Here is a 15,756-nt window from a genome sequence, read left to right on the forward strand (position 1 = left end):
CTGGTTGCTCATTTCAGTGTTGGTTGAGATGATGAAATTGCTGCGACCGCCTGAGCGAGTTTATCGATATCTTCGCTCGAAGTGGTCAGGTGCACCGAAGCCCGCAGGAGTTCTGAAATGCCCCTGAGATCAAGATCGTAAGGTGTGTACTCACGCCCGTTCATCCCGATGGAAATTCCTCGTTCAGCGAGCGCGGCCTTGACCGTTGCGCAGGCGAAGCCATCCATCACGAATGTGACGCACGCTGACTTTTGCCTTCCAAGATCCAGAACCCGCACTCCAGGAATTGCAGCAAGTACATCTCTGAGCTTTGTGGCCGTTCGATCAAGGGCCTCACGCGTCTCAACGATTCCGACCGCAAGAGCGTGATCAATCGCAGATGCGAGCCCCAGCTTCAACGCGACGGAAGCTTCGCCGATCTCGAATGTTTTTGTGGTTTGGAGCGGCAGGCAATTTTTTGAGTCCCACGCGGCTGGAAAGTTGTCGATTTTGCGAGGAACCGCTTCCTGCGCCAGACGCTGAGAGATGTAGGCAAGTGCTGTGCCGCGGGGCCCGCGCAGGTATTTCCGTCCGCACGCCACAAGCGCATCGCAGTTCAATTCTTTCACATCGATCGGGATCTGACCGACTGCCTGGCTCGCATCGATTAGATACAGCGCCGAGGACCCGCTCTCGCGAATTGCTCTGCCGATAGCGGCCGCCGGATTAATCAAGGCACCACTCGCGCCTATCCACGTCAACACCACAAGACGAATTTCCGAGGTCAACGACGCTCTGAGCGCCTCGACGTCAACGACGGTGTCTTCATCGACCGGCATGACGGATAACGTGGCCCCGCTCAAGTTTGCGGCATTCTGGAGACAGGCAATGTTGCCCATCCATTCCTGACGGCTGACCAATATTTTGTCTCGGGCCTTGAGCGGCAGGGCGGAAACGATATCGCCGAACAACTGGCCGTGACCCGAACCGAATGCGACTTGTTCAGGTTCGCAATTCAAGAGGCGTGCAGCAGATTTGTAGGCGCTTGCTTGTTTTTCGGCTGTCATGGCACTCGCTTCCATGGGCCCGAAATCAGCCTCCAGTTGTAACTGCGCTATAATTGCCTGGAGCGTTTCTGTTGTGGGCATGCCGGCACCGGCGTGATTGAAGTGAATGCGTTGCATCTGCTTTGCTCCAATCATCGAATCTGGAAGACTGCTTCCACCTCAACCGGAACATTTGCAGGCAAGCCAGCGACGCCGATTGCCGAACGTGCATGCTCGCCGCGTTCACCGAAAAGGGCATTCATCACCTCGGAGGCTCCATTGCCGATCTGCGAGAAGGCACTGAAGCCCGCGGCGCCGTTCACGAATACGGTCAGTTTGGCCAATTCGACGACACGATCAAGGTCGCCATCCAAGGCATGATCTACCCAAAAAACGACATTCGCCGCACACAGTCGTGCGCTCTTAAGCGCGGTCTCGACGTCGATTTCTGCGCCCACCTTTCCGGCAAAAGCGATCTCACCGGCCACTTCAGGTATCTGGCCTGAGACATACAGTGTATCGCCGATGCGTTTGGCAGGGGTGAAGGGGAGATTAGGCCGTACGAGCTGAGGCCATGCAATGCCCTGGTGTTCAATAATGGTCCTGTAATCGGTCATGAGCTTTCCTTTTTGCGTGAAAGGACATTGCCAGAACGAGTATGACGCGCGTACCCTTATAATGCTTGCCTCACCATCAGGAAAATTTATGGCTACCAACATCGATATGCGTCTTCTCAGGATGTTCATCGAGGTCGCGGAGACCGGCTCAGTCAGCAAGGCCGCTGATCGCTTGGCGCGAACTCAGGCGGCCGTGAGCATGCAACTGCAACGCTTGGAGCAGGATTTGGGCGCGAAGCTTCTTGATCGCTCCTCAAAAGGCGTCACTCTCACCGAGGCGGGTCGCTCGTTTCTCGCCTATGCGCGCAAAACCCTGGCTATGACGGATGATATGCAGAGAGGCATAGCCGGTTCCCGGCTCTCCGGCAGAGTGAAGTTCGGAATGTTCGAGGATCTTGCATTCACCGATGTTCCGGCAGGTCTTGCCGAACTCCGACGTAGACATCCGCATCTCGAAATCCAGCTGACATCGTCGCACTCAGAGGATTTAGCCAGGATGTTGCGCGAGGGGCAAGCCGATATAGTCATCGCTGACCCTGCGAGATTTACCCAGCCACCAGTCAGCAGTAATTCGCAACGTTTGGTCTGGTCAGCGAGCAGCCTGCTCGACCTGGATGATACGCGTTCCGTACCCATCATCCTGTTTGAGACAAGTTGCTCTTGGCAGGATCGAATGCTCTCTTCGCTAGCGGACCATGGCACTGCGTGGCATGTCGGATGCAAGGTCAAGACCCTGCCTGCCATGATCTCAGCGTTGCGTGCGGGGTTAGGATTGAGCCTTCTTTTTCCGGCAGCAGTGCCACTGGATTGCGAAGTCATTGCCGGGCAGATGAGATTGCCAATCGCTCCAACTGCCGAGTTTGGCGTGTTTTTGACCGAAGGCGCTCCCCAACTGGTCCACGACTTGGCTTCCTTTATGAACCCCAGCTACTAGGCGATCGTTGAAACAACCGCATGATTTCTATGTCTGATCTCGATGAATGAACTCTGAACGTAGGGGTCGACGGTTCGAGTCTGTTCAAGGCGAAGGCGCCCGCCATGTCCAACCCGGACACATAGGTAACAATCTGTTCCTAAGACATAGGTAACAACCTCGTGCCGAACGGGTTGTCGATTGTTTGCAATGTCCTCTGTTCCAAGTCGATGTATCCGAGATCATAGCTCAAGAAGCTGACGAGCCAAATACCATCGTCGACTTCCTTGAGCCCGAGCCTCTGTCCTGCCAGCACCGTCGAGATATTGATCTTCTTGCGATGGATGCAAAGCCGCCCGCAGTTAGTGACGATGGCGTCGCGATCGTGGAAGGGGTAGTCGATGTCCGGTAGGCCCTGATAAGGTCTTGGCGATGTGGTGTAGAGCTCGGCCGGGACCTTCATGGACAGCGCCTCATGCGGCCGTTCTTCATTGAATTCACTGACGAAAGCGTCGAAACGCATCTGCTGCTGCAAGATATTGCGGCCCGGCGGCCTCGTCGCTTCCTTCTTGAGCGTTAGATGCATGCGCTCGTGACGGCCGTTCTCCTGCGGGTGACCGGGACGGATGCGCTCGATAGCGATGCCGAGCCTGAGCCACCAGACCGATAGCTTTGACAGATTGTAGAGCCCGTTGGGACTGGCGAAAGGCAGGCCGTTGTCGGAGCGGATCGCGGCCGGCAGGCCCCGCTCGGCAAAAACCCGCCGGAAGGCCTCGAAGACACCCTGTTCGCGCGTCGATTCGAAGGCCTCGCAACACAGAAGATAGCGCGAGAGCTGGTCGGTGATCGTCAGTGGGTAACAGTATTGGCCGTTGCCCAGCTTGAACTCCCCCTTGAAGTCGGCGCACCAGAGATCGTTGGGACCAGGTACTGCCGAAAGCGGCGTGCCGACGGCCTTGTTCGCAGGGTTCCTCTTGCGGGCCTGGCTTACAAGGCCGTAGCGGTCCAGCACGGCATGCACCGTACTTTTGGCCGGAATACGCACGTCGCCAGCCAGCCGCCGCACAAGCAGCTCGCGAATCTTGCGTGCGCCCCAGTGCGGCTTTTCCTTCTTGAACCGCACGATCATCGCCTCCACCGGCTCAGGCAACTGATTGGCATAGCGCACTGGCCGTCGAGACCGATCCGTAAGCGCCTCGAGCCCTTCATCCTTGTAGCGATTGAAGATCTTGTAGCCAGTCTTGCGCGAAATGCCGAACGAACGGCACACATCGCTCATGCTGTCGCCTTCCAGCAAGCGGGCGACAAATCGAAGACGCTCATCCATGACCGAAGTCTCTCTCCACGGCATCGACACCTCCCGATAAAGTCGAAAAGTGTAACCCATGTCTCCGGTACGATTTGTCACCTATCTCTCAGGTCGGGCACCGGCCAAATGGCTTTAACTTCTGTGGAGTTCCGCTGAACGGTGGCTTTCACCTCCGGAGCAGCTGTGCCGTCCTTTGCCGTTCCTGAGAGCCGTCATCATTCTCGGCGAAGTATCGTCGGTTTCGCACCATAAGTAGACGCTCTGCTTCTGTATAGAGCGCCCTGGTGGCTACGTCAGATCGTGGAGCTCTCTGCCCAAAGCCCGCCCCAATTGCCACTCACTAAATCTCACCTCCAAACCTGCACGTTCTGGAGTGCAGCACATTGGGCCAACCAGGTAATGATCCGCTTCTGGGAATGGGCAGAGGCGGACCAATGGCCAAGCTAGCCCATCGTATGAGGCTTGTATTCTCAAAACGCCGCTCTGGACTGTCACCCTAATCCAAAAATCTGATGGGTCGCCGTCATATCGCCCCGTTGCCCAGTCGGAGGTTTCATTAGTCAGCACACTGCCGAGTAAGCCATATCCGTCCGAGAACTCGATCCCGGTCTTGACCCAACGTCTTTCGTCGAGCCTGACCATGAGGCCAGCTTGGTCGTAAAGATGGTTGAAATGTGCCTGGATCCGAACCTGGGCGGTGAAATCGCGTTGAGCCTGGAATGCGTAGAAGTGGCCGCTGTCGCGCACAAAGCCATAGTGGGTCTCTCGCCAAAAGTCCGTGTTGGCGTCGGTCGTTACGGAAAGTTCGGTATTCGACGCTTCTGCTTTTGTGGGCTCATTGAGCCACCGACCATTTTCAAGACTCTGCAACGGTGTCTCCTTACGACGACTAGCGGACTTGCTCAGCGCACATCCCCTGCAAAGCGGTTAGTTCCTAGAGAGCCCAATTGCTGCCAACAGGCAAGCTCTGAAAAGGCGTATTACGCTCTGGGCGGCCGAGTCGGTCATTTAAGCCGCCGCGACCGACTTGAGAGCGGGCCTCGTGTTGACGGGAGTTTGTCCGGTTCGCGTAAGAGCGGACGGCTGAGTAGGTCGGCCTGCGCAACTTTGGAAGAGGGCACGCCAGACCATAACCTCGGATGTCGGTTAAGCGTCTTCATTCGTCATCGCGCCAATGGCGAATCAACGCGAACACTTCGATCATGACCGAAGCTTCTGGTCGTTGAGCCTGCGATAAGGGCTCAATAACCAATGGAACGCTTTCATGACATCTAAAGCCTCATCATTTTTCGGCTGGCATGTGGTCGCCGCCACTTTCCTCGTCGCCATGTTTGGCTGGGGTGTCGGTTTTTATGGACCGCCCATCTACTTGCTGATGGTGGTTCAGCGGACTGGATGGCCGGTCGCGTTCGTATCCGCCGCTGTCACGTTGCATTTTCTCATTGGAGCGGTCGTCGTCGCAAACCTGCCCCGACTTTATTGGCGTTGGGGCGTTCCAGTGACAACGTTTGCCGGAGCGGTTGTGTTTGCCATCGGTGTCGGCGGGTGGTCACTGGCCAGCCAGCCCTGGCACCTTTTTGCGGCCGCTCTCCTGAGTGGGTCAGGTTGGGTTGCCATGGGAGCTGCGGCGGTGAATGCAATTGTCGCTCCATGGTTTATCCGCAAACGTCCGGCAGCACTGTCCATGGCTTACAATGGAGCGAGCGTGGGTGGCGTAGTTTTTTCGCCCTTGTGGGTCGTTCTCATCGCTTGGAGCGGGTTTTCACAGGCTGCGATTATTATCGGGATTTCTATGACCGCCACAGTCGCCGTCCTGTCTGCTCTGGTGTTTTCCAAATCGCCTGAAGCCTTGGGGCAGTCTCCAGACGGAGCGAAGTCAAACCAAGTGGAGACGTTGGCAGCGTCTTCGCCGGCTCCATCCCTGCCACGCAGTTTACTGTGGCGCGATCGTCGCTTCATAACGCTCTCAGCGGGTATGGCCGCCGGACTGTTTGCGCAGATAGGACTGTTGGCACATCTGTTTTCGATCGTTGTTCCGGTCTTTGGTCCGCAAGGCGCGGGCGTACTGATGGGTGGCGCAACCGCTGCTGCAGTTGCGGGGCGCACTGGCATGGGCTGGTTTATGCCGGTTTCGGCGGACCGCCGTCTTATCGCTTCCGCAAGTTACGGCGTCCAGGTCATCGGCTCCGTCACGCTTCTGCTGGCAGGTGGAGACCATTCGGCTGCAATGATTGCCGGGGTCCTCCTTTTCGGACTGGGCATTGGCAACGCTACGTCGCTCCCGCCTCTCATCGCACAGCTGGAATTTGACAAGGCTGATGTTTCACGAGTCGTGCCGCTGATCGTGGCTCTTAGTCAAGCGACGTATGCCCTTGCACCCGCCGTGTTCGGCATCGTCAGGACAATCTCCGAACCTAGCGTTTTTATACTGGCGGCGGCGATCCAACTTGTTGCGGTAGCGACCTTTGTTCACGGCCGCCAGAAATGACCGCTTCGGGTCGAGTGGGCTTTGGAAGAACTTCGCGGGGAATATCGTTCTCCAATGTCTCGCGCCCGAGGATGCGCTCAAGCTCGAGCACTCGATCTTCCAGCTTCTTCACCTCGGAATTGCCGATCACTGGCTCGTCAGAATCCACGGCGACCGCACCTCCCTCGCTCAGGAGCCTACGCCAGCGATACAGAAGATTTGGCGCAACTCCATGTCGCCGAGCCGCAGAGGAAACGGTCTCCCCTTGGGCATAGCTTTCCTCGATGATTTGCAGTTTGGTTCCGTTGTCCAGCGTCGCCGCCGGACGTCACCGATCATCAGATCAACCTGTCGAAACTCGTTAGAGATAAGCTTATCCTCAAGCCTGTGCTTGAGCCCTGCTGCTTATGCTGGGTGTCCGGTCGAAAGTGGAGGCAGTTCACGGTATCCCTTTTTGCTCCTTGTCTAAATCGGCAAACGGGTCTGGTTTTGATGAAACTGCACGATGAGCTGACTATTTTGGGAGTGAGTTCGTCGTCCACCCCATCATGCTTGCTTCTTGGCTATGGACAACTGGAGGAAGCCTCCTAATTCAGCACGAACTAAGGCTCGCCGTTGGTGAGCCTTTTCTTTTTGATCTTTGACGCGCAGCTAGAAAGCTCACGGTCGGACACTGAGGAGCAGAGCGATTGCAGCAGACCACGCATGAAAAGCCAATCGTGGTCCTCATCGTCGAGGACGAGGCGCTGATACGCATGGACGTGGCGGATTATATCTCCAGGCCGGATATCACCACCTTGGAAGCTGCGAATGCTGATGAGGCGTGGCAGATCCTTTCCGAGCGAAGCGACGTCGACGTCATTTTCACAGACGTCAACATGCCCGGCTCCATGGATGGGTTGCAACTTGCCGAGCGGGTGAGAGAATTGAAGTCCGAGATCGGCATCATCATTGCCTCGGGCATGGTGCGGGTTGCGCGATCGAAGTTACCGAGCAACGCCGTTTTTTATGAGAAGCCTTACGATCTCGAAGCGGTCTCGGCGTCGATCAGAAAGCTGGCTCACGCCGCATAAGGTCTAAACCTGACCTGAAATCATCGTCGTGCCAAAGAAACATTCTTAACGATTATCAGTTCTTTGGAGTGGTACCTGCGTGGCAGATGCGATTCAGCGGGCAGGAAGCCGCTTACGGAGTGCGGGTCGAGTGAATGTCTGAGAGGAAGCTTTCCAAGCGTCGGCAGAAAAACCATAGCGCTGCACGGCTTGCGGCGATCGTCGACTCATCATTTGATGCTATCATCAGTAACGATCTTGACGGGACGATCGCCAGTTGGAACAAGGCGGCGGAACGCCTCTTCGGGCTGCCTGCTGATGAAGCGATCGGACGATCCATCTACGTTATCATCCCCGAAGACCGCCACATTGAGGAAGTTGATATTGTCCGGCGACTGAAGTTGGGAGAAAAAATCGACACCTTTGAAACCGTGAGGATGAAGAGCACCGGCGAACCCGTTCAGGTCTCCATCACGGTCTCGCCTATCTCCGATAAGCGCGGGAAAATCGTCGGTGCCTCGAAGATCGCCAGAGATCTTTCCGAGGCCAAGGAAAACGAACGCCGGCTGCGCCTGCTGATGCGCGAGATCAATCACCGGGTCAAAAACCAATACGCCGTGATCTTGTCAGTGATCTCTCAGACCGCGGCTCGGAGCCAGGATATCCAGGGGTTTGAGAGACGTGTGCGAGAGCGCATCATGGGACTTTCGCATTCCCACGACCTTTTGTCCTCCGTCGACTGGGCGGGTGTTGAGTTGCGGTCTCTGCTTTCCCATCAAGTGAAGCCGTTCAATGGTGCCGGCGAGTTCAGGCTGTCCGGGCCCGATATGCTTCTCGATGCCAACGCCGTGCTCAACATTGGGATGGCGCTTCACGAGCTGATCATCAACCGGGTTCAATTCGCAGATATTGATCGATCAAGCGTCGATGTGACTTGGGAAGCCTGTCAGGGCGACACACTCAACGAGCCGACCTTCCATCTAGCCTGGAGAGAATCAGCGATCCGAAATCCTGATCTCCTGGCGCAAGGCAATGGCTTCGGGTCGCTCGTGTTGAGACGGATCGTAGCCTCTTCTCTTGGGGGTGTCAGCGAGTGGAAGTTCATCGATGACGTTTTGACATGGACCTTGGCCGCTCCATTGTCGAAAGTACAGGTCAGAGGCGATTAAGCCTACTTCAATCGCTATAGAAGGCGGCTTTTACCGAGCCATCGGTCGCGTTGTGACACAGATTGACACAGGCCGAATTCTGTGGGACGAGCAGCCATGGCCAAACGTCTCACACGCAATTTTTCGCTGACCCCTGAACTCGAGGGTTTCATCTCCGACTGCCTGATCTCCGGGGACTATGGCAGTGCCAGCGAGGTCGTCCGTTCGGGGCTGCGCTTGCTACGGGAAGGCGGCAAGCCGGCCGCGACCTTGGCCCAGGCCTGGCCGATCGGCGGCGGAGAATGCGGAAGGATTATCCGCGAAAAGGATTGGTCGGAGACGGCGCTCGGATCGATGAGCGGATGGTCCGTCGAATTACGCACCACGGTCGCCAACATCGTCAATTCGCCCGTCGCGAAGGTGCTGATGTGGGGACCGGGCCATGTCATGGTTTACAACGATATCTATGCCAAGATCGCGGGAGAAAAACACCCAAGCGCTCTTGGCAGCAATGTTGCAGAAGTCTGGCCGGAGATCTGGGATTGGAACCGTGAGATGATCGAAGCCGCCCTCCGCGGCGAGCTTCGCTCATACCACGATCAAAGCATGACGCTCATCCGGGATGGTCGTTCCGAGGAGTTCATCTTCGATCTTTTCTACACGCCGGTATACGAGGCCGACGGAAAGATTGGCGGCGTGATGTGCACTGTCGTCGATAACAGCGACCGCGTCGCGATGGAAAAGCGTGTCAGCGACAGCGAGGGTGAACTCCGGCGGGTGACAGATGCCGTGCCGATGCTGATCTCGTATGTTGATCGCAGCCACGTCTACCGCTTTGCCAATGGCGCCTACGAGTCATGGTTTGGTATGAAGCCAGATGACATGATCGGTAAACACATCGCCGCGGTGATCGGTGATGGGCCGTACGAAAACCGCCGACCCGATATCGATCTTGCGCTGACCGGTGAGGTCGTTACCGCTGAGACCGATATGCCGGTGCTTGGTGGCGCGCCGAGGCGCCTGGAAATTCGTTACGTACCGCACGTCGAGGCAGATGGATCAGTGCCCGGTGTTTACATCCTTGGCATCGATATCGAAGAGCGAGCGGTGCGCGAAGCCGAGCTCGAAATGAGCAACAGTCGCTTTCACACTGCCATGAACGCGGTTCACGGCGTTCTCTGGACAAACAGTGCCGATGGACGAATGGTCGGTGACCAACCGGGCTGGGCCGCTTTGACCGGTCAGAGCTTCGATCAGTATCAAGGCTTTGGCTGGGCAGAAGCGGTGCATCCCGACGACATGGAAGCGTCTGTCGTAACCTGGAATGCTGCGGTCGAGGCAAAATCCATGTATGTGCATGAGCACCGGGTTCGTCGGGATGACGGTGTCTGGCGTCAGTTCGCCATCCGGGCATTGCCGATCATTGGCTCGAAGGGTGACATCGTCGAGTGGGTGGGTGTGCACACTGATATCACTCATCAGCGCGCGGCCGAGGCAGCCCTGCGTGAGCAGGCGGAGACCCTTTCGAGGCAGGTCCGCCATCGTGAACGCGCCGAAGAACAACTCAAGATGCTCAACGAGAACCTGGAGACGAGGGTTATCTCGGAAATCGCAGAGCGTCGCCAGGCCGAGATCAAATTGGCCCAGGCGCAGAAGATGGAAACCGTCGGCAAGTTGACCGGCGGGGTGGCGCACGACTTCAACAACCTGTTGCAGGTGGTATCCGGCAATCTCCAGCTTCTGTCGAAGGAAGTCGCTGGCAACCAACGCGCCGAGGCCAAGATCAACAATGCCATGGCAGGGGTGTCGCGCGGCTCCAAGCTCGCCAGCCAGCTCCTGGCATTCGGCCGGCGCCAGGCGCTGGAGCCGAAGGTGGTCAACATCAGTCGCTTTGTCCGTGACATGGACGAGATGATCCGCCGTGCGATTGGCGAAGCAATCGAGGTCGAGACCGTCGTCGGCGGGGGGCTGTGGAATACATTCATCGACCCGACGCAGATCGAGAATGCGTTGCTGAACCTTGCCATCAACGCCCGCGATGCGATGGAAGGGCAGGGCAAGCTGACGATCGAGCTGTCAAATGCCCATCTGGATGACGCCTACGCCCGCACGCATGACGAGGTGACCCCCGGTCAATATGTGATGATGGCGGTAACCGATACGGGGTCGGGGATGGCGCCAGAAATCATCGAAAAGGTATTCGAGCCGTTCTTCTCGACCAAGGCTGAAGGCAAGGGCTCCGGTCTTGGGCTGTCGATGGTCTACGGCTTCGTCAAACAATCTGGCGGCCACGTCAAAATCTACTCGGAAGTCGGCCATGGCACGACGATCAAGCTCTACCTCCCGCGAGCAATCGAAGCGGAAGACGTCGAAGTTGCCGTCGATAACGGTCCCATCGTCGGTGGCACGGAGACGGTTCTTGTCGTCGAGGACGATGCAGAGGTGCGCGAAACGGTTATCGCGCTGCTGACGGATCTGGGATATCGCACGCTGAAAGCCGTTGATGCGGGAAGCGCCCTGACTGTGATCGATAGTGGAATACCGATCGACATTCTGTTCACCGACGTTGTCATGCCGGGCACGCTGAAAAGCCCGGAGCTCGCCCGTAAGGCGAAAGAGCGGCTGCCGAACATTGCCGTACTATTCACGTCCGGCTACACGGAAAACTCGATCGTCCACGGCGGCAAGCTCGATGCCGGCGTCGAACTGCTGTCGAAGCCATACACGCGGGAAGCCCTGGCGCGGAAATTCCGTCACGTCCTCGGCAATCAGGCACAGCGTTCTAGTGCCAAAAGCCGGCGTCCGTCTATGGCTCCATCACCTGCCGAGCCGCGCTCAAACGACGTGTCGCTCCAAGTGACAGCGACACCTGTTACCGAGAAGGTCGGACGCCAGACCGTGCTACTGGTGGAAGACGACGCGCTCATCCGCTTGAGCACCGCTGAGATGCTGCAGGATGCAGGGCTGATTGTCGTGGAAGCGGGCAGTGCCGAGGAGGCCAAAGCTGCTCTCCAGACTATGGCAATCGATGTTCTTGTAACCGACCTCAACTTGCCCGGTGCGTCCGGCTCGGAGCTTGCTGCGGAGGCGAGAAAGCTTAGACCATCCACTCTGATCATCTACGCCACTGGTGATCCGTCCTCCGTTCGTGGTGAACAGGATGCGATTGTTGTTTCCAAGCCCTACGACGCGACTAACCTTGCGAAGGCTATCGCCGACGCGCAAGCCGATGATCGGATAAAGGTCCAGGGCCTGCAGTAAGAAGAATAACGAGGGCGAAGAGTGTAGCCGTTCGTCTATGTCATACTTGAGATCAAGCGATGCCCACCGTGATCCGATATCCGTTAAAAAGAAGTCAAAGGAAGTGCGTGAAAAAGCGAATTGGGCGTCGTTGGTCTCGATAATTCTGGGCGGCGGTCTGCCGAGAGAAAATGTGTTCTCGCTTGAGCGCAAGCCAGGAACGGTCAAGACACAATCGCGTTGCAATTTCTGGTCGACGGCGACTAGCTCGGAGAGCAGGGCCTTGACGTGAGCCCGCCGGAGACCGAGCATGGATTGCAAAAGGGCAATCAAGTACATGGTATGACCGCTAGCCGATCATATTAGAGATAGGTCAATAAGAAAGAACATTGTTGTTTTGAGTGAAGGATTGAACGAAGTCAGCCAACTACTGCCGCGAAGATCACTGATCGTCCGTCTGCAGGATCTCGTCACACGCGAGAGGTCTGCGCCGTTTCGGTGGACGCTCGCCCTGACCTTGTTCGCCGTGGCGCTCATCGTGAGACTGATCATAAACGACGACCTGCCCTCTGGGTTTCCTTATCTGACGTTTTTTCCAGCAGTCATTATCGCGACTCTCATTTGTGGATTGTGGCCCGGCATAATAAGCGCCATCCTCAGTGGTTTTGCGTCATGGTATTTCTTCATCGCGCCGGCCTACACCTTTGAACTTACCCCGGGGTCTGTATTGGCCCTGCTGTTTTATGCGTTCATCGTCAGCGTCGACATATTCATTATCCACACGATCAGCGTCACATCGATTTCGCTAAGGCAGGAGCGACAGGCGCTAGCAGCACTTGCGGCTACAAAGGAGCGCGAAAATGTCCAGCTGCTTGAAAACGATGCTTATCAGAAAGAGATGAGCCTCGAGCTCGCCCATCGCATGAAGAACCAGCTTGCACTGGTTCAGGCGATAGTGTCCCAGACACTGCGATCCGCGACCGACATGGAAACAATAGCGACGACCCTCAATGGCCGCATTGGTGCCTTGGGTAAGGCGCATGACATGTTGATCCATGGTGCCGCCGGACATGCATACGTTGAGGACATTGTCGGCGACACGCTCGCTCTTTATGACGATACTCGCTTAAAGTTTTCTGGTCCAAAAGTGGAGATCGCACCGCGCTCAGCACTGTCCCTTTCGCTTATCCTTCACGAGCTCGGAACGAATGCAGCCAAGTACGGTTCCTTATCAACCAGTGAAGGTATGATCGAAATCCAGTGGACTGTGTCGAATGACGCTGAGCCAGTTTTCGAAATAGTTTGGCAGGAAATCGGCGGGCCACAAGTGGCCGAGCCGAGCCGGCGGGGCGCAGGGTCTCGCCTGATCATGGCAGGCCTCGGCGGGGGAAGTCAGGTGAGCCTTAACTACGAACCGACGGGCCTTCGATGCACTGCTGCACTTCCTCTTGGCGAACTGCAGAACAAACATGACGCCAAAACCTGCTTAACAGGGGCAGATCGGCCTACTCTGATGTGACGGAGAGCGCTATTCTCCAGCGCCACGAGGGGACCGAAAAGAATCAGACACTTCGCCATGGATATACGTGCGTCCGGTTCAACTGTCATCAAGGCGAGCATCGGCGGCGCTACGAAAGGCCCATCGATCTGCCTGAAGCGATGACTTTTCGATTTGGCGAGGCGTTGCGTCGACCAACTTGCGCTGGCAACCTGGCTGTCCATGTCCTAGGAAATACCCATGCCAGAACAGGACGACCATATCCACCCGGAGGCAGCAGTTGCTCCCGGCTATCTAGCCAACCATGCCGCCCGCGTGTTCAACCGATTGGTGGATACGGCCCTTCGACCATACGGACTTTCGCTGGCTCTGATCGGTCCAATCATGCTTCTGTCATGGAAGGGACCGATGCTCCAGCGCGATCTTGTGCGTTCCTCGGCAGTCAAGCAGCCGGCAATGGTTGCGCTCCTCGACAAGCTGGAAGCAATGGCCCTGATCCGCCGATCACCTTCGTCTACCGATCGCAGGGCGGCGATGGTCGAGTTGACGAGCGAGGGGCAGGAGGCAGCCTTGCACGGGCGCGATGCGCTACTCGCTGCAAATGCCAAAGGCCTGGAGGGCTTTTCGTCCGACGAGGCAACGTCGATCGTTCAGCTTTTCCAGCGACTGATTGATAACTTCGAGCGCTGACAGCGGAACAAATATATCATCAGTGATGTTCTTTGCGAAAAGGAGATCATCGCATGTCCCGTCGCATCCTCATCACCGGCGCAAGCGTCGCCGGGAACACAGCCGCCTGGTGGCTAGGCCACTACGGCTTCGACGTGACAGTCGTCGAACGCACCCCGGAGTTTCGAGATGGCGGTCAGAACATTGACGTCAGAGGCGTCGGCCGTGAAGTGCTCCACCGGATGGGGCTTGAACAGACGGCGCTCGATCATGGGACGGGGGAAGAGGGAACCGTCTGGATCGATGAGCAAGGCGGAGAGGTTGCCAAATTTGTCACCGCCGAGCTCGGTGGTGACGGCCCAACGGCGGAGATGGAAATCCTGCGTGGAGATCTGGCTCGCCTGCTCTACGAGCCAGCCCGTGAACGCGCGACGTTTCGCTTCGGCGATTCCATCGATCGGGTTGAAGATGGCGCAGATGCTGTCTCGGTCACTTTTGCCAGTGGGCAGACTGAACAGTATGATGCGGTCGTCATTGCGGAGGGCGTAGGCTCATCGACACGCGAGCTCGTTTTCCCTCAAGAAAACGACCCGCGATGGATGGACCTCACGACCGCCTATTTCACCATACCGCGGCAGGTCGACGACGATCGGATGTGGCGCTGGTACCACGCGACTGATGGCCGGAGCATATCGCTGCGACCGGACACACACGGGACCACGCGGGCCATGCTGACGCTGCAGCAGCCACCGAATGGCGAACATGAATGGAGCGTTGAACGGCAGAAGGCCTATTTGCGTGAGCGCTTCGCGGACGCTGGCTGGGAGGCGCGTAGGGTGCTGGCGGCCATGGAGGAAACCAAAGACTTCTACTTCGACGTGCTGCGGCAGGTGCGAATGAAGCGATGGTCGAAGGGGCGCGTCGTTCTGACAGGCGACGCCGCCTGGTGCGCGACACCGCTTGCAGGCATTGGCGCTACGCTCGCGGTAACCGGCAGCTACGTGCTTGCCAGCGAATTGATGCGCAGCAGCGATATTGAGCAGTCTTTCTCGGCTTACGAGGAGGCCATGCGGCCGATGGTCGAAAAGGGGCAGGGCGTACCGAAGATTGCTCCTCGCCTAATGAACCCCCATACCAGACTTGGCATCAACCTGCTGCACAACGTCCTCGACATCGCAAGCAAGCCGGCTATCCGCGGCCTTGCTACGAAACTGTTTGCAAGCGAACCGGACGGACCTGATCTTTCGCGTTATGATGCACTATTGGTGGGCATCGATCAGATTGATCGAAACAATAAACGCAACGAAATCCGTTAATTTTCAGTTGAGCCGATCGTCGCTTCAAGCGCCTGATGGCTCTCCTTCATCGATAACCACCCAGTCAGGCTGCCTCCTCCTCGATCGCGAGGTCTCTCAGCAGGGCATGGATTTCGTCGCCACTCAGGTGGGAAGGGTCAAAACCACTGGAGACGCCGATGCCGGCAAAGCGCTTGGCGTGTATGTCCGACGTGCCGATGAAGCCCATTGCCCAGTTCGGAAAAGACCGGCGATCGATTGGATCCAAGGCGAGCAGCGACACATCTCCGTGCCGTTCGTCTTGCTGGATGCGCTCAAAGGCTGCCTCGACTTTATCGAGAGGGCCTTCCAAAACTTGGGCAAAGCACCCGGCGTTGAATAAGAGTGCTCCCGTAATTTCATCGCGCCGGTTGTTCACCTGGCTCTTCGCGAGGATTCCGTCCACTTGCGAGCCAAAGGTCGCTTCATTGTGGGCAATGTGATTGCGACTGTAATAAACGAGCCGGTACATCCCAGCAGCCAT

13 protein-coding genes and 1 pseudogene are annotated in these 15,756 nt (G+C 57.0%); 8 read left to right on the forward strand and 6 right to left on the reverse strand.

From position 1 onward, the window contains the following. Positions 1–8: 8 nt before the first annotated feature. On the reverse strand, positions 9–1,163 hold the full coding sequence (locus AC0JZ4_RS20715; protein WP_471888380.1) for an aminotransferase class V-fold PLP-dependent enzyme: 1,155 nt from the start codon (positions 1,161–1,163) through the stop codon (positions 9–11). A gap of 14 nt (positions 1,164–1,177) precedes the next feature. Then, the gene (locus tag AC0JZ4_RS20720; RefSeq protein ID WP_471888381.1) at positions 1,178–1,642 is read right to left on the reverse strand and encodes a RidA family protein; all 465 of its coding nucleotides are present in this window, start codon (positions 1,640–1,642) and stop codon (positions 1,178–1,180) included. A gap of 88 nt (positions 1,643–1,730) precedes the next feature. On the opposite strand from AC0JZ4_RS20720, the gene AC0JZ4_RS20725 reads away from it, so the two are divergent. Continuing rightward, positions 1,731–2,576, forward strand: a complete 846-nt coding sequence (locus AC0JZ4_RS20725; protein WP_471888382.1) for a LysR family transcriptional regulator — start codon at positions 1,731–1,733, stop codon at positions 2,574–2,576. Positions 2,577–2,715: 139 nt separating this feature from the next. On the opposite strand, the gene AC0JZ4_RS20730 is transcribed toward AC0JZ4_RS20725, so the two are convergent. Together AC0JZ4_RS20730 and AC0JZ4_RS20735 are read right to left on the reverse strand one after the other, a co-directional pair. Then, complete coding sequence (locus tag AC0JZ4_RS20730) at positions 2,716–3,906, reverse strand: IS481 family transposase (RefSeq protein ID WP_471885655.1); 1,191 nt, start codon at positions 3,904–3,906, stop codon at positions 2,716–2,718. A gap of 246 nt (positions 3,907–4,152) precedes the next feature. Beyond that, positions 4,153–4,734, reverse strand: a complete 582-nt coding sequence (locus AC0JZ4_RS20735) for a DUF1349 domain-containing protein (RefSeq protein WP_471888383.1) — start codon at positions 4,732–4,734, stop codon at positions 4,153–4,155. Between the two features lie 394 nt (positions 4,735–5,128). Here AC0JZ4_RS20735 and AC0JZ4_RS20740 point away from each other — a divergent pair, with 394 nt between their 5' ends. Then, positions 5,129–6,352: an MFS transporter gene (locus tag AC0JZ4_RS20740; RefSeq protein WP_471888384.1), complete on the forward strand. Its 1,224-nt coding sequence runs from the start codon at positions 5,129–5,131 to the stop codon at positions 6,350–6,352. Between the two features lie 19 nt (positions 6,353–6,371). Here the strand turns inward: AC0JZ4_RS20740 and AC0JZ4_RS20745 are convergent. Beyond that, positions 6,372–6,700: pseudogene (locus AC0JZ4_RS20745) on the reverse strand (transposase); the annotation flags it as partial. A gap of 320 nt (positions 6,701–7,020) precedes the next feature. Here AC0JZ4_RS20745 and AC0JZ4_RS20750 point away from each other — a divergent pair. The 6 genes from AC0JZ4_RS20750 to AC0JZ4_RS20775 all read left to right on the forward strand — a co-directional run bounded on the left by AC0JZ4_RS20750 (position 7,021) and on the right by AC0JZ4_RS20775 (position 15,254). Continuing rightward, on the forward strand, positions 7,021–7,404 hold the full coding sequence (locus AC0JZ4_RS20750; RefSeq protein ID WP_471888385.1) for a response regulator: 384 nt from the start codon (positions 7,021–7,023) through the stop codon (positions 7,402–7,404). A 134-nt stretch (positions 7,405–7,538) separates the two neighbouring features. Then, complete coding sequence (locus AC0JZ4_RS20755; protein ID WP_471888386.1) at positions 7,539–8,552, forward strand: sensor histidine kinase; 1,014 nt, start codon at positions 7,539–7,541, stop codon at positions 8,550–8,552. 96 nt (positions 8,553–8,648) lie between these two features. Further along, positions 8,649–11,792 (forward strand): type II toxin-antitoxin system ParD family antitoxin, encoded by a 3,144-nt coding sequence (locus tag AC0JZ4_RS20760; protein WP_471888387.1) that lies wholly within the window; start codon positions 8,649–8,651, stop codon positions 11,790–11,792. Between the two features lie 388 nt (positions 11,793–12,180). Further along, positions 12,181–13,290 (forward strand): sensor histidine kinase, encoded by a 1,110-nt coding sequence (locus AC0JZ4_RS20765; RefSeq protein ID WP_471888388.1) that lies wholly within the window; start codon positions 12,181–12,183, stop codon positions 13,288–13,290. A gap of 219 nt (positions 13,291–13,509) precedes the next feature. After that, positions 13,510–13,959 (forward strand): MarR family winged helix-turn-helix transcriptional regulator, encoded by a 450-nt coding sequence (locus AC0JZ4_RS20770; protein WP_471888389.1) that lies wholly within the window; start codon positions 13,510–13,512, stop codon positions 13,957–13,959. 53 nt (positions 13,960–14,012) lie between these two features. Further along, positions 14,013–15,254 carry an FAD-dependent monooxygenase gene (locus AC0JZ4_RS20775; RefSeq protein ID WP_471888390.1) on the forward strand — a complete coding sequence of 414 codons (1,242 nt, stop codon included), beginning with the start codon at positions 14,013–14,015 and terminating at the stop codon, positions 15,252–15,254. Positions 15,255–15,318: 64 nt separating this feature from the next. Here AC0JZ4_RS20775 and AC0JZ4_RS20780 read toward each other — a convergent pair whose 3' ends face one another. After that, entirely contained in the window at positions 15,319–15,756 is a 438-nt protein-coding gene (locus tag AC0JZ4_RS20780) for a BLUF domain-containing protein (RefSeq protein WP_471888391.1), read from the reverse strand.

The organism is [Rhizobium] kunmingense (assembly GCF_977018605.1).